The following is a 21,886-nucleotide window of genomic DNA, read 5'->3' as shown; positions in this document are numbered from 1 at the left end:
CATGGCCCCAGGCATGACCGGAGGCATGACCGGGGGAGGGCCGGGTCGGGTGCCGGGAGGGATCGCGGGCCCCGGCCCGCCCGTTGTGGTCTTGTCATTTTCCATGATCGTGCTCCGCTGGTGCGCCGCGCATCAGCCCTGTTGCGGTGGACGAGGTGGTCTGGGTGCCGGGGCGGGCGCGCCCGAAAAGCGCGCGGGCCCCGCCGCGCGCACCTGATCGCCGCGCAGCGCGGCAAGGACGGCCTGCTTGGGGCCGTCGGCCACCACCCGGCCATGGTCGAGCACAAGCAGCCGGTCCACCAGGTCCAGCATGCTCACCCGGTGGGTGACCAGGATCAGCGTCTTTTTATCCAGTACTTCCGCAAGGCGCCGCTTGAGCGCCATTTCCGACGAATTGTCCATGTTGCTGGACGGTTCGTCCAGTATCAACACGTCGGGGTCGTGCAGCAGCGAACGGGCCAGGGCCACGGCCTGGCGCTGCCCGCCCGAAAGGGCCATGCCCCGCTCGCCCACCGGCATGCCGAAGCCCGCCGGGTGCCCCCGCACGAAATCGACCACCCCGGCGATGGTGGCGGCGCGCAGGATCATCCGGTCGTCGGCGTTGGGCACGCCGATGGCGATGTTGTCGCGCACCGAGCCGTAGAACAGGTAGTTGTCCTGGGCAAGGTACCCCACGCGCGAGCGCAGGTCGGCCATGTCCATCTGGCGGATGTCCACCCCGCCGAAACGCACCGCGCCGTCGCGCGGCTGGTACAGCCCGATGGCCAGGCGGCCCAGGGTGGATTTGCCCGACCCCATGCGCCCGATGATGCCCACCCGTTCGCCGGGGCGGATGGTGGTGTTCACGTTTTCCAGCGCCAGCCGTTCCGAGCCGGGGTAGGCGAAGGACACGCTTTCGAAGACCACGGAATGTTCCAGCGGGCCGAAATCGACATAGGGACGGTCATCGGGCCGTTCGGTGGGCAGGTTCATGAGCATGTCCAGCGACTTCAGGGCCATGCGCGACTGTTGCAGCCGCGCCAGCATGGCCGCCACCTGGCTTAGCGGGGCCATGGCGCGCGAGGCCAGCATGTTGCAGGCGATGAGCCCGCCCATGGTCAGAAGCCCGTCGGAAATGCGGTACACGCCCCAGATGATCACCGTTACGCTGACCAACTGGGTGAACAGGATGGACATGGTTACCGAGATGTTGGCCAGCCCCTTGGACTGGGCGTTGGACGAGGCACTCATGCCCACCACCTTTTCCCAGGCGTGCTGCATGCGGCCTTCGGCCAGCGACGACTTTACCGTTTCCAGCCCGTTGATGATCTCCACCAGCAGGGCGTTCTTCTGCATGCCTTCCTTGTAGCCCGCCTCGGCCACCCGCTGGAACGGCAGCTGAAGCAGCATGCCGATGCCCACCACCATGGGCACCGCCAGCATGGGCACCACGCCGATGGGCCCGCCGATGAAGCACACGATGAGCACGAACAGCACCAGGAACGGCAGGTCCACCAGCGCCAGCAGCGTGGTGGAGCCGAAGAATTCGCGCAGCGATTCGAACTCGCGCAGGTTGTTGGCCAACGACCCCGTGGAGTCGGGCTTGGCGTCCAGGCGCAGGGTCATCAACTGGTTCATCAGGCGGCTGGCCAGCACGATGTCGGCGTTGCGGCCCGCCACGTCCACGAAGTAGCTGCGCAGGTTGCGCAGCAGAAAGTCGAACACGTAGGCGATGCCGATGCCGATGGCCAGCACCCACAGCGTTTCCGTGGCGCTGTTGGGCACCACGCGGTCGTAGACGTTCATGAAGAACAGCGGGCTGACGATGGTCAGCAGGTTCACCACCACGCTGGCGAACAGCACGTGCTTGTAGATGGGCAGGAAGTGCAGCAGCGTGTCCCAGAACCAGCGCTTGGCCTTCAGCAGCTTTATCTCGCTGGCCCGGCGGTCCAGCTTGCCTTCCAGCCGGGCGAACATGGCGTAGCCGGTGTATTCCTTGGTCAGTTCGTCCACGGGCACGCTGCGCGGCTCCATGCCCGTTTCGGGAAACAGCACCTCGGCCTTGTCGCCGTTCAGGCCCAGCAGCACGCAGGCCTTTTCCTGCCGCAGCAGCAGGATGCACGGCAGGGTCAGGGACGAGATGCGGTCCAGGGTGGGGCGGTACACCACGCTGGAGGCCATACCCGCCGTACGCGCGGCGCGGATGCAGGCGGAAGGATGCACCGGCCCGTCGGACATGGGCAAACCGGCGATGAGGAACCGCGTGGATACGGGTTTGCCGTGCAGGCGGAACAGGAAGGCCATGCATTCGATGAGCGGCGGGGTGTAATCCACGTCCGCCGGGTCCAGCCCGCGCATGTCGGGAATGCCGCCCTGCGGCACCGGGGGTTCCAGCGCGGCGTCAAGTTGCGGGCCTTCCAGCGCGGCGGCCGCTGCCGCCGCCGCATCGGGCGGAATGGAGGAAGGCGGAGGAGGCGGCACCGGACGCGGCGCACCCACGGCGGGGATCACCTCTTCCGGCGCGAAGGCGGCGGCACGGTCGGGATCCGGCGGCAGGGCCGGGCGCGGAGCCGGGCCGGTTGGGCCGGCTGGGCCGGTTGGGCCTGATGCGGAGGACGGGCCTGATGCGGAGGACGGGCCTGATGCGGAGGACGGCGCGGAGGACGGCGCCGGGGCGGCAGCAGTGCCAAAAGTGACGGCAGCGCCCCCCGTGCCGGGCCTGGTCGACGGGCCGGGAGCGGGGGCACTCCCCGCCGGGCTGGCCGCCGTGGCCGGTGTGGTCGGACTGGCCGGTGTGACCGGACTGGCCGCCGTGGCCGGACTGGCCGGTGTGGCCGATGCACGCTGGGATGGCTGGGCGGGCTGCGCCGCGATGCCGCCAGCGGGCCTGGTGGTCACATCGGCGGTTTTGGTGCCGCTCTCGCCGGGCCGGGATCCGGGTGCGGTGACAGCAGGCCTGGCCGGGGCAGGTTTGGCCAGACCAGCCGTACCAGCCGGACTGGCCGGACTAGCCGGACCGGTCGGACTGGCCGGACCGGTCGGACTGGCCGGACCGGTCGGACTGGCCGGAGAAGCCGTGGGCGCAGGCTTTGCGCCGTCGCTGCCCGCAGCCTTGCCGGACTCGCCGCCGCTGCCCGTGCCGGAGCGTCCGGCAAAGCCGTACGAAGGCCGCGCGGGCCTGTCACCCGTTCGTTCGGGGGTCCGTTCGACGGGCTTGGTCGCCGGGGCGTCCGCCGGTTTGTCCGGACTCTTGCCGAATGCCTGGGCGGGAGCCCTGTCAGATGATTTGTCGGGAGCCTTGTCGGGGGCTCGCTCGGAAAAGCGCGACAGGGGGCGTTCGGCGGGCTTCCCCGCTTCAGGCCCCGATGGGCGAGGGACGCTCGTGTTCGCCGCACCAGTTGCACCGGCCACACCCGTGGCGCCGGTGCCCGCAGGAGAAGACCGGTCGCCCGGTCGGGCCTCTGGCCGCGTGGTAGTGGCCACCCCCGCAGTTCCAGCGGGCGACGCCCCTGCGGAAGGTGCATTATCTCGACCGGATGCCGCCTTGTCCGATTCCTTGCCGGGTTGTGTGGCGTCGGGGCGGGCGGAGGGCGGGGAGGAAGACTTGTCTGACACAGCGGAACCCCTCGTGAGGTGGATGACCAACAGCGCGGCCGGGGGGACGGCAACCGCCCACCCTTTCCGGACATTTCATCCTATACGCTCGGGCACCCAGCCGCGCAACCGGATTATGTTGATCTTTCCGGTCACTTCACATCGGCGCATGCCGCAACGGCATCGGGCGCGTCCTTCGGTACACGGCCGGGAGGAGGCCCCCGGCCGGATGGCATCACGCCGCGCGCACTCCCCGCACGCGACAGCGGGCCGCCCCTTCCGGAGCGGCCCGCTTCAGTTCCATTCCCTGCCTTGCGGCGGCTACCCGCCGAGGTAGGCCTTCTTCACTTCCGGGTCGCTGAGCAGGGTCTCCGAGGGGCCTTGCGCCACGATCTCGCCGGTGTCCAGCACGTAGCCACGGCTGGCCACCTGCAAGGCAAGGCGGGCGTTCTGTTCCACCACGATGATGGTCAGCCCCTCGCGGTTCAGTTCCTTGAGGGTGCGGAACATCTCGTACATCAGCAGCGGGGCGAGCCCCATGGACGGTTCGTCCAGCAGCAGCACCTCGCAACTGGTCATCAGTGCGCGGCCCACGGCCAGCATCTGCTGCTCGCCCCCGGACAGGGTGTCGCTGCGCTGGGTGCGCCGCTCTGCCAGCCTGGGGAACAGGTCGAATATCCGTTCCAGGTCGCGCCCGATGGTCGGGTCGTTCTTGCGGGCGTAGGTGGCCAGCATCAGGTTTTCCATCACCGTCAGGTTGCCGAAGATGTGCCGCCCTTCGGGCACCAGCGCGATGTGCAGCTTGCTGACCACGTCGTGCGGTTCCACGTTCAGCAGCGACTGGCCCTTGAACAGGATGTCGCCGCCGCTGACCTTGGGCGCCTCCGGCGGGGGCAGGCGCATGATGGACTTCAGCGTGGTGGACTTGCCCGCGCCGTTGGCCCCGATGAGGGTGACGATCTCCCCTTCGTTCACATGGAACGAAAGGCCGTGCAACGCCTCGATATTGCCGTACTTTACGTAGAGATTCTCGATGGAGAGCAGCATCAGATCGTATCGTCTCCCAGGTATGCCTTGATGACCACCGGGTTGGACTGAATTTCCTCCGGCGTCCCTTCGGCAATGGTGCTACCGAAATCGATGACCTTGATCCATTCGCACAGGCTCATGACCACCTTCATCTGGTGTTCGATCATCCAGATGGCGATGTCGAACTCGTCGTGAATCCAGCGGATGAGCTTGATCAGGCCGTCCACGTCCGCCGAGTTCAGGCCCGCCGCCGGTTCGTCCAGCAGCAGCAGCTTCGGCTTGATGGACATGGCCCGGGCAATCTCCACCCGGCGCTGCAACCCGTAGGGCAGGTTGCGGGGCAGTTCGTGCGCGGCGTCCTTCAGGTCCATGGCCTCCAGCATTTCCCAGGCGATGGCGTCGATGTTGCCTTCGCTTTTGGTAAAGCGGCCGGTACGCAGAAAGGCGTCCCAGATGGTGTAGCCCAGGCGGTGGTGCTGGGCGATGCGGATGTTGTCCAGCACGCTCATCTCGTGCCACAGCCGGATGTTCTGGAAGGTGCGGGCAATGCCCCGCGCCGTCACCTGATGCGGACGCAGCCCTGCGGTGGGCTGGCCGTCGAAGATGATCTGCCCTTCGGTGGGCTGGTAGAACCCGGATATCAGGTTGAACACCGTGGTCTTGCCCGCGCCGTTGGGACCGATGAGCGCGATGAGCTTGCGCTCTTCCAGCGATATGTTGAAGTCGGAAACGGCCTGCAGCCCGCCGAAGCGCTGCGTCACGCCTTTCATTTCAAGCAGCGGCATGTCCTCGTTCCCCTATTTGAACGTGTAGAAGCGGCGCAGCTTCGGGAAGATGTCCGAAAGCTCGCGGTTGCCCATGATGCCTTCGGGCCGGAACTGCATGAGCAGGATGAGGATGAGCGGGATGATCACCCACTTCCACACCTGGCTCAGTTCGTATCCGGCGGGCAACAGGTTGACCGCGTGCAGGGCCGCATCCAGGCCGGGAATGATGAAGCGCAGCGATTCGAGAAGCAGCGTGAACAGGATGGCCGCCGTGACCGAGCCGGACAGCGAGGCCATGCCGCCAAGGTAGACCATGACCAGGCCTTCCGTGGACTTCAGGATGTTGAAGGCCTGCGGGTTCACGTAGCCGTACACGTGGGCGTACAGCGCCCCGGCAACGCCGGCGAGACCCGACGACACCATGAAGGCCACCAGCTTCACGTGGTTGGTGTCCACGCTCATGATCTCGGCGGCCACCTCGTCCTGGCACACGGCGGAAATGCCCTTGCCGTACGTGGAGTTCACCAGGCGGCGCAGTATCCATATCGAGAACAGCGTGCCAAGGATGACCCAGATGAACATCCAGGGGATGTCCACCAGGTCGCGCATGCCGTTGATGACCCGCTTCATGCCGTGAAAGCCACGCGGGCCCCCGATGATGTCCAGGTTCTCGATGACCGAGATGACGATGTAGTTGGCGGCTATGGTGATGATGGCCAGGTAGTCGCCGCGCGTGCGGAACGAGGGCAGCGCCACCAGCAGGCCGAACACCGACGAGACAAGCCCGGCCGCGATCAGCACCACCGGGAACAGCATGGGAGCCAGTTCCGGCGGCAGCAGCGCATCGCCCACCATCTTGTTGGAGGTGAACAGCACCACCGACAGCACGGAAGAGGCATAGGCGCCCACGCACATGAACCCGGCGTGCCCGCACGAGAATTCGCCCATGTAGCCGTTCACGATGTTCAGGCTGCTGGCGAAGATGATGTTGATGCCCATGAACATGAGCACCGTCTGGGTGTACTGGTCCATGATGTTGAACTGCGCCAGCAGCACAAGGCCAAGGCACAGCGCCGCCAGTGCGGCGTTGAGGGTGTATTTCTGCATGTTCGCGTATCCTCTGGCGTGCGTCGCGGGTTAGATCTTGGTGGTCTTTGCCACGCCGAAGAGCCCGGTGGGCCGTTGCCACAGGATCATCAGCAGGATGGTGAAGGCGAACAGGTCCCTGAAGGTAGAAGGCAGGAACGCCGCCACCATGATCTCGATGAACGCCAGCAGAAAGCCGCCGATGAACGCCCCGCGAATGTCGCCGATGCCGCCCACCACCGCCGCGATGAAGGCCTTCCAGCCCACCATGGCGCCCATGTAGGGGTCGAGGATGGGGTAGGACATGGCGAAAAGCAGCCCGGCAAGGCCCGCGAAGCCCGACCCCAGCACGAAGGTGAACACGATGATCGAATCGAGCGGAATGCCCATCAGCGGCAGCGCAAACTTGTCCCACGACACAGCGCGCATGGCCATGCCGATGCGGGTGCGCGTGACGATGAATTGCAGCAGAAAGAACACCAGGAACGCCGTGATGATGACCCACACCTTCAGGTTGGTCACCGACACGGAACCGAAGGTGTACACCACCTTGTCCACCATGTCGGGCAGCTTGCGGCGGCTGGCGCCCAGCAGGGCGAGGTTGCCGTTTTCAAGGATCAGCCCGCACATCAGGGCGGTGATGACCACATACAGTCGGTGCGCACCCTTGCGCCGCAGGGGGCGGTAGGCGATGCGCTCCAGCGTCACGCCAACCCCGGCGGTAAGCAGCATGGTCAGCGGTACGGTCAGTGCCAGCGCGGCCCAGCCGGGCAGGTTGAACACGCCCAGAAGGTCGCCCAGCAGCAGCGAAGACACGAAAAATGCGATGTACGCGCCCACCATGAAGATGTCGCCATGGGCGAAGTTGATGAGCAGCAGCACGCCGTACACCAGGGTGTAGCCCAGGGCGATCAGTGCGTAAAAGCTGCCCCACTGGAGCGCGTTGAACAGGTTCTGGATGAAGATTTCCACAGTCCCGAAACCCTCCGTGGAACGTTTTGCCCCTTGGCGCGCGCCGTGCGTGCGTCAGGGGGGCAGAACACGGGCGGCGCGTCGTGCGCGCCGTCCGTGAAAGGTGATTCGTAGGTTCCGCTTACAGGTGCCGGGTTCCGGATGGGAACCCGCGCAGGGTGGCACCTTGGCCGGGCGGCAACCCGGCGCGCCGCCGGGGCGGCGCGGATGGAAGCGGAAGCCGCGGTGTGCGTGCGGCAGCAAAGGCCCCGCGCGGCCCGTGGGCCGCGCGGGGAGTCATCATACTACTTGGGGCAGACCGATTCGGCGAAGGTGAATTCACCCTTTTCGCTGATCTTGACGACAACGGCGCACTTGATGGGGTCGCGGTTTTCGTCAAAGCTCATCTTGCCGGTGATGCCGTCGAAGCTCTTGATGCCGACCATGGCGTCGCGCACGGCCTTGCGCATCTTGCGGGTATCGGAGTCAACCTTGCCCACGCTCTGGATGGCCTGCAGCACGAGACGGGTGGCGTCCCAGGTAAGGGCGGCAACATCGTCGGGGATGTAGCCGTACTTGTTGTTGTACTTGTCGATGAATTCCTTGGTGGCGCCGGTGGCGCCCGCGGCGGCGTAGTGGGTGGAGAAGTACTGGCCCACGCATTCCTTGCCGCACAGGTCCATCAGCTCGGCAGAACCCCAGGCGTCGGAACCCATGAAGGGACCCTTGTAGCCAAGGTCGCGCGCCTGCTTCACGATAAGGGCAACGATGTTGTAGTTTTCAGGCAGGAAGATGAAGTCGGGCTTGGCGGCGATGACCTTGGTCAGCTGGGCCGAGAAGTCCTGGTCCTTGGTGCCGTGCGATTCCATGCCCACAACGGCGCCGGCGCCGTGCATCTTCTCCCACTCCGCCTTGAAGAACTCGGCAAGGCCCTTCGAGTAGTCGTTGGAGATGTCGAACAGCACGGCGGCCTTCTTGGCCTTGAACTGCTTGGTGGCAAAGTTGGCCACCACGGGAGCCTGGAAGGGATCGAGGAAGGCGGCGCGGAACACCCACGGACGGCCCTTGGTGGTATCCGGGTTGGTGGACCACGGCGAGATCATCGGGGTTTCGTTGTCGTTGGCGACGCCGCCGGCGGGCACGGCCTGCTTGGACGACTGCGGGCCGACCACGGCCAGAACCTGGTCGCGCTCGATGACCTTCAGCATGGCGTTGACGGCGGATTCGGGCTTGGCTTCGTTGTCCTCGAACACGAATTCGAGCTTGTACTTCTTGCCGCCCACATCCAGGCCGCCCTTGCCGTTGATTTCTTCGCGCAGCATTTCGGCGGCGAACTTCGAGGCCTCACCCACCTTGGGGATGTCACCGGTCAGGGGGATGACGAAGCCGAGCTTGATGGTGTCGGCGGCGAACGCCTGGCCCGACAGCACCAGCAGAAGTGCCAGCACGAGCAATACTGTCTTCTTCATCTTTGCCTCCTCGCAGGGAAACTAGGGTTTTTGATAGCGATTTACTATCCCAATCGGACCATGAAGGGAACCGCTTTCTTCAATAATGTCTTTTTTGTAAATATGGTGCTATTTCAAATATTTATGTTTTAACAATTTTATCATCAAAATTTGTGCCGTCATGCTGGACAGTTAGCTAACCATAAGGCATCATGCACAAGATACCACGCGTCCGGGGCCGCACCGCGCCTCCAAGCCACCCGACGCGCGACACACCGTGGCAATTCTCTATATTCCAGCATGTTCCGGCATTCCGACAGCGTTCGCGCCTTGGCGACCACCCTCCCCCCACGGGATGGCGTCCGCTTGACACGACAAGATTGTTCATTCAACCCATCCTCGTCATGCACCACCAGAGCGCCCTGCGCTTCCACAAGTTCAGCCCCGGCGGCAACACCACCATCCTCGTCACCGACCCGGTGCCCGCGCCCCTGCGCGCCGCCGTGGCGGCGGAGCTGATGGGCGAACACCACGTGCACGCCGAACAGGTGGGTTTTGTCACGCTGGCGGGCGCGCGCCCGCGCATCGACATGATGGGCGGCGAATTCTGTGGCAATGCCTGCCGTTCGCTGGCCGCACTGCTGGCGCTGAAGCGGGTGCTGCACGCCGGTCCGGGGGGGCTCATGTCCGGCGAGATCACAAGTTCCGGGGTCTCCGCCCCCCTGCCGGTGCGGGTGGTGCACACCCCGCACGGCCCGGACGCCGCCGTGCGCATGCCCCTGCCGTCCCCCGTCACCCCCGTCACCCCAGTCACCCCGATCACTGCCGGAACGGCGGAAACGGCATGGCCGGGTGAAAGGGCGGCGCAGGATACCACGGCGTTCCCACTGGTGCAGCCGCTGGCCGAGGGGTTGGCGCTGGTGCGCCTGCCGGGCATAGCCCACCTGCTGCTGGATGCTTCGACGCACCCCTTTCCCGATGACTGGCGCGGGCATGCCGCCGAACTTATCTTCCGCTACGAACTGGATGGCGAACCGGCAGCCGGGTGCATCTGGTGCCACGGCCCCCTTGCGGCGCCCTCCATCACTCCGGTGGTCCGGGTACGCGATACCGGAAGCATCCTTCTTGAATCCGCCTGCGGGTCCGGATCGCTGGCCTACGGCCTGCACCGCGCCGCCCAGACCAACGGCGAAACGGCGCTGGCGGTGCGCCAGCCCAGCGGCGCCGTCATCCGCGTATCCGTCAACCGCCGGGACGGCCTGACGCCAGAGGCGTGGATAGGCGGCACGGTGCGCCACGTGGCCAGCGGCACCGCCTACCTGTACGGCGACCAGCACGCATAGCCGCAAGGCCGCACACTCCCCGGCGGGCCTTGCGCACGGCTTTCCCTGCATCGGCGGTGCGTTGCCCGCGCCCGACGCGCGCCCCGATTGACGGCGTCGTAACCTTTCCGTAACAATGCATGCACGGGAACCTCCCGTAATCACGCGGTTGCCGCCCACATTTTCCGGCATCGCCACGGAGCCCTTGCCGGGGCTCCCGCACCCTTCACGGACGCACGGCGTCACTGCGACATATCCATGGCATTTCGCACGCTCTTCTTCGACCAGCAGGACCACGAGCTCTTGCTCATGGTCAACAAGGTGCTGGAGAAGGCCCGCACTCCCAGCCCCTTCGTGCGCAAGCTGTTCGATGCCAGCCTGCACCCGCACGGCATCAAGGAACTTGCCGTCTCGCGCGAACTGCGCGTGGCCTACGCGGTGATCAACCTGCTGGATTCGCTGGAGGCGGGCCTGGCGGAAGACCGCCTGCTGGCCCTCCAGACCCTGCGCGACGAGGTGCTGTACAGCGCACAGACCGGCCTGCGCCGCAACACGGCGCGCGTGCTCATCCAGATCATGAAGGATCTCGTGCGCGCCCATGGCGACACCTGCCGCCAGCTCAAGCTGGCGCACGACTTCCGGCGCGCCGCGTCGGGCAAGCCCCGCATCGTGCGCACCCTGCTGGCCCAGTACCACCTGCTGGAAATGCCGGAAGAGTGGAACCAGCTGGCCTTCGACAACCACGTGCACGACGCCAACACCAAGGGCCGCAAGAACCCCACCCACCTGATCATGGACGCGTGGATCAAGGGTATCCGGCATCTTACGGTCATCTATTACAACTTCGTGGAATCCGCCGCCGCCCGCGAACTGATGCAGGCCGCCGACATCATGGGGGTTTCCGTCCGCATCGGGGTGGAGTTCCGGGTACCCGCGCGCAACCAGTACGCCGAACTCATCTGGGTGCCGCGCGGCTTTTCCGATTCGCAGGGCTTCCTGTCGTTTCTGGAAGAAACCCCTACCCAGCACCTGATGCAGGAAGGCCGCAAGGCCTCGCAATATCTCGCGGAATACGTGTTGCAGGTGCTGCGCCGCTACAACGAGCGCCACCGCCGCACCATCAACGAGGAATTCGGGCTTACCCTGGAACCGCTGCACCGCGAAGAATTCCTGGCCTTCGTGGGCACGGGGCAGGCATCGCTGCTGCACCTGGCCGAATTCATCCACAAGCGGCTGGTGCCCGCCTTGCAGGGGCGGGTCGAGGAACTGCGCGACGAATGGTCCATGGCCACCCAGCCGGAACGCGAGGCTATAGAGGCCCTGGTGCAGCGCCTGGACGGACTGGATGCCGAGACCGTGCACGACCTGTGGCTGGTCCCAGCGCGCAACCCGGACATTCCCTCGCCCTTCGTGCCCCATGAAGGGGCCGACGTGCCCGACATCCTGCGCACGCCGCCCCGCGCCCTGCTGGACTGGCTGACCAGCCTGCACAGCGGCTACCGCATCACCCTGAACCTCTCGGAACTCACCGTGGCCGACGTGCTCGAGCTGCTGTGGGACTGCGAAGGGCTGATCACCCACCTCGAACTGTTCAACCTCAAGGACTGGGCGGAAGGCGACGAGGCCCACGTGGCCAACATCCGGGCCATCAACGAGTTGCAACTGGCCATCAACAGCGGCAGCGCCCCCCGGCTGAAGCGGCTTATCCGCGCGCTGATCCGGGACTACGCCGAAACCGGCGGGCTCGATGCCCCCGAACGGTGCGAAAAATTCCGCCGCATCCTGCGCAACATCCCCCGGTTGCAAGCGTTCTACAAGTCGGTGCAGCTGAAATCGCGCATCGGCAGCGATTCCACCAGCCGCTCGCACCGGGTGCACGGCATGGGGCTGGTGTTCCGCGAAACGCTGCCCCGCCGCGCCCAGAAGCAGATCGACGACCCGCGCGACACCATGCGCCAGATCATTCCCGTGCACACCGAGGTGTACCTGCGCGAAAGCATGCTGGAACGGCGCACCCCCGTGCTGCCCAGCCCCACGCTGGTAAGCCTGGTGCGGCGGCTGCCGGGTTGTTCGCGCTTCGGCTTTCGCCGGTCGCGCGAATGGGTGGTGCGCACCGACACCTCGCGCGTCACCCCGCGCGGCAACATCGCCACCCTGGGGGGCTTTGCGCGTAGCGGCGGCAACGGCCTTTCGCTGCACATGCGCGGCGGGGCCGTGTGCAAGCGCTGGATGGGCATGCGCTACCTGAACACCGGCGTATCCAACGCGCTGAAGGTTCTGGCCGGGTTCATCCCCGCCGTGCTCTCGTTCATGCAGACCCAGGACAGCCTGCTCACGGCCATGCTGTGGACCACCATCTGGTTCGGCATCACCGGGGTGCGCAACGTCATCCAGGCCGTGACGGGCGGCGGCGGCGTAAGCCGGTCGCCCCTGCTGCGCTGGAACGACTACGTGAGCTGGAGCCGGATAAGCGATTCGCTGCTGTTCACGGGCATTTCCGTGCCGCTGCTGGAAAACGTCATCCGCGTGCTGCTGCTGGAACAGGGCTTCGGGATGACGGTGAGCAACAACCCCACCCTGGTCTACGCCGTCATTTCGGCCGCCAACGGGGCCTACATCGCCGCGCACAACATCTACCGGGGCCTGCCCAAGGAGGCGGTGCTCGGCAACATCTTCCGCAGCGTGCTGGCCATCCCCACCTCACTGCTCTACAGCGAGATGCTGGTGGAACTTCTGGTGCTGATGCACGTGCCCAACCCCACCGCGCTTATCCAGCCCTATGCGGCGGTCATCTCCAAGATGGCGTCCGACACCATCGCCGGTGCCGTGGAAGGCTATGCCGACCGCAACAACAACATGCGCATCCGCCGCTGGGACTACGAAAGCAAGCTGCACCAGCTGTTCGACACCTTCTCCAGGCTGGAACTGCTGTTCCCCGAAGAAGACGTGCTGGAACTGCTCTCGCAGCCCAAGCAGTTCATCCGCGCGGTGGAGGCCGAGGCCGAAGACCTGGAGCGGACCATCATCATCAATGCCCTGGACATGATGTACTTCTGGATGTACCAGCCGCGCGCGCGCAACGTGCTTTCGCTGCTGGTGCGCGACATGTCGCCGGAAGAAAAGGCCATCCTGGCCCGCTCGCAGATGGTGCTGACCCGCGAGCGCGAGGTGAGCCAGCTGTTCGTGGACGGCATCGTGGGCAAGAACTTCTCCAAGCCCCTGGCCTTCTACCTGGACCGCAACGCGGAATACCTGACGGCCATGTCGCGGCTTACCGGCGTTGATACGGTGGGGAACCGCATCGCGTCGCCGGTGTGACCCGCCGCCCCTTGCCCGGCCCGCGCTTTCATGCCATACAGGCGGCGCGAGCCGCGGTAACCCCGCCTTTGCTCGCCCCACTGGCCCCGCTTCGGCGGGGCTTTCCTTTTGGCGTCCCGCGCAGGGACAATGGCCCGTCGCCCTGTAGGCCCCGTCACCTGTACGGCCCGTCGCCTGTACGGCCCGTCGCCATCAGCCGCCAGCGGCATCCGCCCGGCTGCCGCCTTTCCGCACCGCCCTTCCGGCTGGCATCCTCCGCCCGTCCACCCCTCCGTTCCCGACCCTTTCCCCACACTCCCCGCGTTCCCCCCGTTCCCCCCGTTCCCCCCGTTCCCCCTGTTCCCCCTGTTCCCCCTGAGGAACCCGGTTACTTTTCCGGACCGTCTTGTGCGAACCCCCAAGCTGCCCTACCATGCAAGGCAAACATCCACCTCTGCCCCACGCGGGAGGCACGCATGCCCACATCGTCCGAACCATCCAAGGCCATCTTCTTTCATGAAACCGGCGGGCCGGAAGTGCTGCGCTGGGAAGACCACACCCCCGGCACGCCCGGCCCCGGCGAGGCGCTGGTGCGCCACGGGGCCGTGGGGCTCAATTTCATCGACGTATACCACCGCACCGGGCTGTACCCGCTGCCCGCGCTGCCCGCCATCCCCGGCATGGAAGGCGCGGGCACCGTGGAGGCCGTGGGCGACGGCGTGACCGAGGTGCAGCCCGGCGACCGGGTGGCCTACGCGGGCAACCCCGTGGGGGCCTATGCCGAACGCCGCCTGATTCCCGCCCACCGGCTGGTGGTGCTGCCCGACGACATCGACTTCGTCACGGCGGCGGGCATGATGCTGCGCGGCATGACCGCGCGCTACCTGCTGTACGGCTGCTACCCGGTGACGGAGGGCACCACCATGCTGGTGCATGCGGCGGCGGGGGGCGTAGGGTCGCTTGTGGTGCCGTGGGCGCGGCATCTGGGGGCCACGGTCATCGGCACGGCGGGCGACGAGGCCAAGGCCGAACGCGCGCGGGCCAACGGCTGCCAGCACGTCATCCTGTACCGGCAGGAAGACGTGGCGGCCAGGGTGCGCGAACTCACCGACGGACGCGGCGTGGACGTGGTGTACGATTCGGTGGGGCAGGCCACGTTCATGGCATCGCTGGACTGCCTGCGGCCCATGGGCACCATGGTCTCGTTCGGGCAGTCGTCCGGCAGCGTGGAGCCGTTCAACCCCGCCCTGCTGGCGGCCAAGGGCTCGCTGTTCCTCACCCGGCCCAGCCTGATGCATTACACCGCCAAGCGGCCCAACCTGCTGGCCCACGCGCGCGACCTGTTCGACGTGGTGCGTGCGGGCATCGTGCAGGTGCAGGTGAACCAGACCTTCCCGCTGGCGCAGGCCGCCGACGCGCACCGCGCGCTGGAGTCGCGCCGGACCACCGGTTCCACGGTGCTGCTGGTGTAGGGCAGAAAACGAAGGAAAGGCAGGAAACCCGCCGGGGGTCAGCCCCGGCGGCACAAGGGCAGGCGCAGCAGCGCCCGCAGGCGGTTGCGCCACAGGGTCAGGCCGGTGTCCATCGGAAGGGACAATGCCCCGTCAAGGGGCAGCACGCCCTCGGCCAGCAGTGCACGAGCGGCCAGCACGGCCCCCTTGCCGGTAAGACTGCGGCATTGGGCGAAGTGGGCCGCCTTGTCGTGGCGCACGTGGCGGATGAGCACCCGGCAGCAGGTGGCCCCGCAGTCGGCGCGAAACGCGTCGTGCATCCGGCGGGCCAGCGCCCGGCCCTTGGTGCCGCCCGCGCCGCGCTCCGGCCTGCCACGGAACAGCCCCACGGCGGCCACGGCGCCGCTCAGCGCGCCGCAGGTGCAGCCCGCGCCGCCCATGCCCTGACAGAACGGCGTGCCCAGCGCGGCGGCCTGGTCCGGGGACAGGGGACCGCCCAGCGTCTCGGCCACGGCGTGCAGCACGGCCTCTGCGCAGAGCAACTGGCGGGTGTCGAACAGGTTCTCGGCCCTGCGACGGATGGCCTCGACCACGGGATCCGCCGGGACGGGGGCCGTCAGACTGACCGGGGCTGACAAATCGTCATCCGGCAGGGGGCGGGGGGCACCGCAGGGGGCATCACCGGGCACCGGACAGTCATCGGACGCACCATCCCCGCAGCCTTCGCACGCGTTGCCGCAGGCAAGGTCGCACGCGTCCGGGCAGGCGCCCGGGCACGCGTCCGGGCAGGCGGCGCGTGCTGCGTCGTCCGCATCGGGATTCGGGGGACGGTCTGTCTTCATGCCAGTCCTGATATGCCGCGCCCTGCGGTCGGGCAAGCGGGAAATCCGCTTCCGGCCCGTCCCGGTCGGTCGGCGGCAAAAGAAAAGGCGGGGCGCCGCATGGTGCGCCGCCCCGCCGGAATCGGCTAGTTCACGGTCTTCGCGGGGTATCCGGCTTCCTTCCAGGCCACGATGCCGCCGGGCAGGCGGTACACCTTGTTGTAGCCCAGCTTCTTCGCCCACACCGCACCGTTGTGCGAGCGGGTGCACTTCACGAAGCCGCAGTAGAACACCAGCGGGCGGTCCTTGTCCGGGCCGAGCAGCTTTTCGAAGTCCTGCTCGCTCTTGTCGCCGGTCTCGGTCATCTTCCATTCCGGCATGTCCGGGATGGGGAACAGGAACTGCACCGCATTGGGAATGTGGTTCTTCTTGTACGAATCCTCGAAGGGCATGGTGTCGACGATGAGCATGTCCTTGCCCTCGTCCTGCCACTTCTTCAGTTCGGCCACGGTCAGCAGCTCGTAGCCGCCCTTGGCGGTGTCGCGCGACAGCTTCACGGCCTTGGCTTCCAGGTCAACCTCGGACGGCCCGGCAAAGGGATTGTTGCACCCGGCAAGACCAAGCGCGGCAAGCAGCACCAACGGGGCAACCAGCTTCTTCAAAGACATCGCAACCTCCTCAAGAGTTTGTGGAACGAAAATCCTGCACACCCCCGGAACGACCCGCGACGAAGGGGCATGCCACGGCCCGTGGCGGGCCCTTGCATCAGGCTTCAGGCAACGCGACGGCGCAACCGACGCCAGGCATACAGATAGGCTACGCCAGCCAACAGCACGAGGTCGCGCACAAGCGCCCCGCGCAGGGCGGAACCATCTTCCACGCCCTCCGGCAGTTCACCGGGGGCGAAGCAGCCGCAATCGCCGATGGACAGCCCCGTCGCCAGCGCGTATCCCAGCACGCCGAGAAACAGCAGGCACATGGCGGTGATGGCCGCCAGGCTGCCGCGCACGGCGAACAGCAGCCCAACCCCGGCGATCACCTCGGCCAGGGGCAGCAGCAGCGCCACCGGCCCCACGGACCACACGGGCAGTATCCCGTAATGGTGGATGATTTCGGCAAAGCCGCGCACGTCGGCCAGCTTGGCCCCGCCCGCCGCCACGAAGACCAGCGCCAGGGCCACGCGCACCGCGCGCTGGCACCACACGTGGGTCAGCAGACGCTGCACCATTCCGGTGCCCGTGCCGGAAGGGACGGAAACGCCGTCCGTTACCGGCCCGGCGTACCCGCCTTCCCCACTGCTGCGTGACGAGGCGTTTGCTGATAGCATGTTCCGGTGCTTACAGAGCGGCGCCCCCACGTCAAATCGATTGTTCCAATCCGTTGATATGAAAAATATTTGCACGGACTATACTTCGCCCGTCACACCCGGCGACGCACCCCCAGACGCGCAGCCGCAGGGCGTGGAACTGCGCGAGGGCTTCACCACGGGTTCTGCCCTGGCAGCCGCCGCCATGGCCGCCCTGCGCCTGCTGTTGCGCGGCGCGGCACCGGACGTGGTGGCCGTGCCGCTGCCGCCGTTCGCCTCCACCAGCGTTGAGAGCGGGGGCAGCGAAAACAGCGGGGGCAACGCCGCCCCGGCGGGCTGGCTGGACGTGCCCGTGGCCGAGGTGACGCCCCTTGTTGGCGCGCGCGCGGGCTGTTGCGCGGCACTGGGCGTGGTGATCAAGGACGGCGGCGACGATCCGGACGCCACCCACAGGGCGCGCATCGAGGCGCTGGTGGAATGCGCCCCCGCAGGGGCAACCCTGTCGCAAGACCCGGATAGCCTGGCTCATGGCGCTGACGGCCTGGCGCATGCCGCTGGCGGCCTGATTTATGACGCGGGGGAACTGACGGAAGGCGGCACGCCCGACCTGCCCCTGCCTTTCCCCGGCTGCGATGCCCCCCCCGGCGCCCCCGTTTCCCCCGCCCCGCACACGGCGCCCGCGCCCGCGTTATGTCCGCTGCACGACGGCATCACCGTACTGCTGCGCGGCGGCACGGGCGTGGGCCGGGTCACCCTGCCCGGCCTGCCCGTGGCCGTGGGCGAACCGGCCATCAACCCCGAACCGCGCAGGCAACTGGCCTTCGCCGTGCATCACGAATGCGCGGCGGCGGGCTGGCAGGGCACGGTGCGCGTCACCGTGCGGGTGCCCGAGGGCCAGCGCATCGCCCGGCACACCCTGAACCCGCGCCTGGGCATCGTGGGCGGCATTTCCATTTTGGGAACGCGGGGCACGGTGCGCCCCTACAGCCACGACGCGTGGCAGGCCGCCGTGGCGCAAGGGCTGGACGTGGCCCGCGCTGCCGGGCTGACCGAGGTCTGCCTGTCCACCGGACGACGCAGCGAAACCCTGCTCATGCGCGCCCACCCCGCCCTGCCGCCGCTGGCCTTCGTGCAGGCGGCGGATTTCGCGGCCTTCTCGCTGGCCGCCGCCGCCCAGCGCGGATTTGCCCGCGTGACCTGGGGCTGCTTTTTCGGCAAGCTGGTCAAGCTGGCGCAGGGGCTGCCGCACACCCACGCCCACACGGCCCCGCTGGACCTGCCCCTGCTGGCCCGCTGGTCCGCCAGCGCGGGCGCGGGCACGGAAACATGCGCGGCGGTGGCCGCCGCCAACACCGCCGGGCAGGCCCTGGAACTGCTGCTGGCCGACCCGGCCCACCCCGCCGTGCTGCGCGCCGTGGCCGAGCGCGCCCGCGATGCCGCCCATGGCTGGACAGGCGGGGCGGAAAGCGTCACGGTGACGGTGCACCTTTTTCACATGGACGGCAGATGCCTGGTGACGGCATGACGCACGCAACGCCCCCCCACGCCACTCCCCCAACCGGGCAGGCCGCTGCCGCGACCGCCACGAGACCTCCTGTCACGGTCATCGGCTGCGGGCTGCGCGGCACCCCCCTGCCACCCGGTCACGCCGCCGTCCTGGCGCAGGCCCAGGTGCTGGCGGGCGGGGCGCGCCTGCTGGATTCGTTCCCGGAGCATCCCGGCCAGCGCATCGTCATCGGCGCGGCGCTGGATGCGGCCCTGCAGGCCATGGACGCGTGCCGGACGCGCGGGCTGCGGGTGGCGGTGCTGGCCGACGGCGACCCGCTGTTTTTCGGCATCGGCGCGCGGCTGGCGGGACATTTCGGCCCCGACGCGCTGCGGGTGCTGCCCGCCGCATCCTGCCTGCAACAGGCCGCTGCCCGGCTGGCCCTGCCGTGGCAGGACGCGCGCTGCGTTTCCCTGCATGGCCGCAACGACTATCGCCCCCTTGCGTCGGCCCTGCGCCGCGCCCAGCACGAAGGCGTTCCGGTCTGCGTGCTGACCGACGGCCACAACACGCCGGGGGCCATTGCCCGCTTCCTTGTCGAACGCGGGGTGACCGGGTTGCGGCTGCATGCCTTTGCCGACATGGGCAGCCCCGGCGAGCGCCACGTGACACTCGCCCTGCCCCGCGACGGCAGCGATACAGGGGGCCATGCCGCCGGAGTGGGGGAACGGGGAGAACCGGACCAACTGGATCAACTGGATCAATTGGGCGGCAACTGCACGGTGTTGCTGGTGCCCCGCGCCGCCCCCGCCCCGTCCCCGCATGCCCCCGGCGGGCGATCCGCCCTGCCCGTGCTGGGCATCCCCGACACCGACTTCGCCGTGCAGGCCCGGCTGATCACCAAATGGCCGGTGCGCGCCGCCGGGCTCGCCGCCCTGCGCATTGCCCCCGGCCATACCGTGTGGGACCTGGGCGCGGGCAGCGGGGCTGTTGCCGTGGAGGCCGCCGCACTGGCCCGCGACGGCCTGGTGGTGGCCGTGGAGCGCGACCCGGCCCGCGTGGCCCTGATCGAGCAGAACCGCCGCCGCTTCCGCGCGCCCAACCTGCACGTGGTCCACGCCGCGCTGCCGGACTGCCTCGACGGGCTGCCCGACCCGGATCGAATTTTCATGGGCGGCGGCCTGAGCGGCGACGGTCATTCCCCCCAGGCGGACCCGTTGCTGGATGCCGTATGCCGCCGCCTGCCCCCCGGCGGGCGGCTGGTGGTGCATTGCGTACTGCTGGGCACGCTGGAGCGGGTGCGCGCCGCGTTGACCCGGCACGGCTGGCCCGCGGAAGTGGCCTGCATCCAGGCCAGCGAGGCCGTGCCCCTGCTGGGCGACCTGCGCCTTGCGGCCATGAACCCCGTCTTCATCGTGGCGGCCACCCGGCCCGAAGGTGACGCAGCATGACCCCGCGCCTCTTCCCTTACCGTCCAGGCAGCGACACGGCACCGCCCCGCGCCCTGCCGAGCCTGCCTGCCCTGATGCTGGTGCTGCTGGCATTGCTGGTGCTGCCCGCGCTGCTCATGCCGGGAACAAGCCGGGCGCAGACCCCCGAAATCGTCATCTCCGGCGGCACCTCCGCCACGGGTGCCGCCGCCACGGGTGCCGCCAAAGACACCATCGCGCCGCTACGCGTGTTCATCCTCGACCAGCCGCCGTGGAACTACCTGCACGACGGCCAGCCGCACGGTGCCGCCGTGGACGTGGCCCGCGCCGTGCTGCACCGTCTGGGGCGCACCGTGGAATTCGTGGCCACCCCCTTCAACCGGGGACTGTCCCTGGTCCGGCAAGGCAAGCTGGACGCGGCCCTTGCGGTCTACCGCACCCCTGACCGTGAACAGTTCCTGCACTACACCACCGTGCCCCTGTACGACGAAGACGTCATCCTCATGGTGCACCCGGATGACCACCATCTGGCCTCCGACACCAGCGGCACCGCGCGCGACGCCATCCTGTACGGCGACAAGCCCGTGGCCCTGGCCCTGGGCTACAGCTATGGCCCCACGCTGGACGCCATCATCGCCCGCAAGGGGCTGATCCGCACCAGTTCCTTCTATTCGTTGCAGGAAGGGGTGCAGGCCGTGCTGCGCCGCGAGGCAGCGGCCGTGCCCGGCACGGAACCCACCCTGCGCGCGTTGCTGCACCGCCTTGCCCCCGGCAGGGCACCAGTGCTGCTGCGCCCCCCCTACGACTACGTTTCCGCCTACATGGCCTTTGCCCGCACCGACGCCAACGCCCTGCTGGCGGCGGATTTCGACGCCACGCTGGGCCGGATGCGCGCCAGCGGCGAATACGCGCGCATTCTGGCCGAAGCCGACAGGACCCTGCATGCCCAGCAAGGACAGTGACCACTCCGGCGGCGCACCCGCCACTTCCTCCACCGGCCCCCGCGCCGTGTCTCCCGCAGCCTCACCCGCTGCCCCCGTCTCTTCCCCGGCGCCCGCTTGCCCCAGCGGCGGCCACGTGTGGTTCGTGGGGGCGGGTCCCGGCGACCCGGAACTGCTCACCCTGAAGGCCCGGCGCATCATCGCCGAGGCAGACCTGGTGCTGTACGCGGGCTCGCTGGTGCCCCCGCAGGTGGTGGCCTGCGCCAGGCCGGACGCACGGGTGGTCGATTCCGCGCCGCTCACGCTGGAACAGACCCACGCCCTGCTGCGCGCAACGGCCCTGGCGGGCGGCACCGCCGCGCGGGTGCACACCGGCGATCCCTCGTTGTACGGCACCGTGCGCGAACAGATGCGCCTGCTGCACGCGGAAGGCATCGCCTGCTCGGTGGTGCCGGGGGTGACGGCCGCCTTCGCCGCCGCCGCCGCCGCCGGGGTGTCGTTCACCGCACCGGAGGTCACCCAGTCGCTGGTCATCACCCGGCTGGAGGGGCGCACCCCCGTGCCGGACGCGGAACGGCTGCGTGAACTGGCCCGCCATGGCAGCGCCATGGCCGTGTACCTTTCCGCCGCCGCGCCGGAACGGCTGCAAGAGGAACTGGCGGCGGCTGGCGTGGCCCCGCACACTCCGGTGCTGGCGGCCCACCGGGTGGGCTGGCCCGATCAGGCGCTGGCCTGGACCACGGCGGGCGGACTGGCCGAAACCATGCGGACGCACGGCTTTTCACGGCAGACGGTGTTCCTTGTGCTGCCGGGCGAAGCGGCGGGCGATACCGCGTCGCGCCTGTATGCGGCGGATTTCGCCCACGGTTGGCGCCATATCCCCCCCGCAGGCGAAGACGGCGGCCCGCATTCGAAAGACTGACGCCCCGCTGCATGCCCAATCCGCGAACATTGCGTGACAATGCCGTGCGCTGTTGC

General features: G+C 68.0%; 16 protein-coding genes. 7 read left to right on the top strand and 9 right to left on the bottom strand.

Going from position 1 to position 21,886, the window contains the following annotated elements; translation table 11 throughout:
• Positions 1-132 precede the first annotated feature (132 nt).
• From ABWO17_RS02480 to ABWO17_RS02455, 6 genes are all read right to left on the bottom strand, one after another.
• On the bottom strand, positions 133-2,337 hold the full coding sequence (locus ABWO17_RS02480; protein WP_353115958.1) for a type I secretion system permease/ATPase: 2,205 nt from the start codon (positions 2,335-2,337) through the stop codon (positions 133-135).
• Between the two features lie 1,557 nt (positions 2,338-3,894).
• On the bottom strand, positions 3,895-4,620 hold the full coding sequence (locus ABWO17_RS02475) for an ABC transporter ATP-binding protein (RefSeq protein WP_353115708.1): 726 nt from the start codon (positions 4,618-4,620) through the stop codon (positions 3,895-3,897).
• Positions 4,620-5,387, bottom strand: a complete 768-nt coding sequence (locus ABWO17_RS02470) for an ABC transporter ATP-binding protein (RefSeq protein WP_353115706.1) — start codon at positions 5,385-5,387, stop codon at positions 4,620-4,622. The genes ABWO17_RS02475 and ABWO17_RS02470 overlap by 1 nt, the downstream gene beginning before the upstream one ends.
• Positions 5,388-5,399: 12 nt before the next feature.
• Positions 5,400-6,476 carry a branched-chain amino acid ABC transporter permease gene (locus ABWO17_RS02465; protein WP_353115704.1) on the bottom strand — a complete coding sequence of 359 codons (1,077 nt, stop codon included), beginning with the start codon at positions 6,474-6,476 and terminating at the stop codon, positions 5,400-5,402.
• Between the two features lie 30 nt (positions 6,477-6,506).
• Positions 6,507-7,427: a branched-chain amino acid ABC transporter permease gene (locus ABWO17_RS02460; protein ID WP_309542676.1), complete on the bottom strand. Its 921-nt coding sequence runs from the start codon at positions 7,425-7,427 to the stop codon at positions 6,507-6,509.
• Between the two features lie 284 nt (positions 7,428-7,711).
• A complete protein-coding gene (locus ABWO17_RS02455) occupies positions 7,712-8,875 on the bottom strand; it encodes an ABC transporter substrate-binding protein (protein WP_353115701.1) in 1,164 nt (387 codons plus the stop codon).
• A 359-nt stretch (positions 8,876-9,234) separates the two neighbouring features.
• Between ABWO17_RS02455 and ABWO17_RS02450 the strand changes: the two genes are divergently transcribed.
• From ABWO17_RS02450 to ABWO17_RS02440, 3 genes are all read left to right on the top strand, one after another.
• A complete protein-coding gene (locus ABWO17_RS02450; protein WP_353115699.1) occupies positions 9,235-10,197 on the top strand; it encodes a histidine racemase CntK family protein in 963 nt (320 codons plus the stop codon).
• Positions 10,198-10,434: 237 nt separating this feature from the next.
• The gene (locus ABWO17_RS02445) at positions 10,435-13,494 is read left to right on the top strand and encodes a hypothetical protein (RefSeq protein ID WP_353115697.1); all 3,060 of its coding nucleotides are present in this window, start codon (positions 10,435-10,437) and stop codon (positions 13,492-13,494) included.
• 455 nt (positions 13,495-13,949) lie between these two features.
• Positions 13,950-14,945 carry a quinone oxidoreductase family protein gene (locus tag ABWO17_RS02440; RefSeq protein WP_353115695.1) on the top strand — a complete coding sequence of 332 codons (996 nt, stop codon included), beginning with the start codon at positions 13,950-13,952 and terminating at the stop codon, positions 14,943-14,945.
• A gap of 38 nt (positions 14,946-14,983) precedes the next feature.
• Here the strand turns inward: ABWO17_RS02440 and ABWO17_RS02435 are convergent, their stop codons facing one another.
• From ABWO17_RS02435 to ABWO17_RS02425, 3 genes are all read right to left on the bottom strand, one after another.
• Entirely contained in the window at positions 14,984-15,766 is a 783-nt protein-coding gene (locus ABWO17_RS02435; protein ID WP_353115693.1) for a C-GCAxxG-C-C family protein, read from the bottom strand.
• A gap of 125 nt (positions 15,767-15,891) precedes the next feature.
• Positions 15,892-16,413, bottom strand: a complete 522-nt coding sequence (locus ABWO17_RS02430) for a rhodanese-like domain-containing protein (RefSeq protein ID WP_353115691.1) — start codon at positions 16,411-16,413, stop codon at positions 15,892-15,894.
• Between the two features lie 104 nt (positions 16,414-16,517).
• Positions 16,518-17,072: a MauE/DoxX family redox-associated membrane protein gene (locus ABWO17_RS02425; RefSeq protein ID WP_353115689.1), complete on the bottom strand. Its 555-nt coding sequence runs from the start codon at positions 17,070-17,072 to the stop codon at positions 16,518-16,520.
• Positions 17,073-17,130: 58 nt separating this feature from the next.
• On the opposite strand from ABWO17_RS02425, the gene cbiD reads away from it, so the two are divergent.
• The 4 genes from cbiD to cobM are packed head-to-tail and all read left to right on the top strand — an operon-like array spanning position 17,131 to position 21,830.
• Positions 17,131-18,576 carry a cobalt-precorrin-5B (C(1))-methyltransferase CbiD gene (gene cbiD, locus ABWO17_RS02420; protein ID WP_353115687.1) on the top strand — a complete coding sequence of 482 codons (1,446 nt, stop codon included), beginning with the start codon at positions 17,131-17,133 and terminating at the stop codon, positions 18,574-18,576.
• Entirely contained in the window at positions 18,573-19,988 is a 1,416-nt protein-coding gene (gene cbiE / locus ABWO17_RS02415) for a precorrin-6y C5,15-methyltransferase (decarboxylating) subunit CbiE (RefSeq protein ID WP_353115685.1), read from the top strand. Before cbiD ends, cbiE begins: the two co-directional genes overlap by 4 nt.
• Positions 19,985-20,929, top strand: a complete 945-nt coding sequence (locus tag ABWO17_RS02410; RefSeq protein ID WP_353115683.1) for a substrate-binding periplasmic protein — start codon at positions 19,985-19,987, stop codon at positions 20,927-20,929. The genes cbiE and ABWO17_RS02410 overlap by 4 nt, the downstream gene beginning before the upstream one ends.
• Positions 20,910-21,830, top strand: coding sequence for a precorrin-4 C(11)-methyltransferase (gene cobM / locus ABWO17_RS02405; RefSeq protein WP_353115681.1), 921 nt, complete (start codon positions 20,910-20,912; stop codon positions 21,828-21,830). The genes ABWO17_RS02410 and cobM overlap by 20 nt, the downstream gene beginning before the upstream one ends.
• The last annotated feature ends 56 nt before the right edge of the window (positions 21,831-21,886 follow it).

The sequence above is a fragment of the Nitratidesulfovibrio sp. genome (assembly GCF_040373385.1).
Lineage (GTDB): Bacteria > Desulfobacterota > Desulfovibrionia > Desulfovibrionales > Desulfovibrionaceae > Cupidesulfovibrio.
Note: the sequence above shows the minus strand (reverse complement) of the source record. Positions and strands in the feature narration are given on the sequence as shown.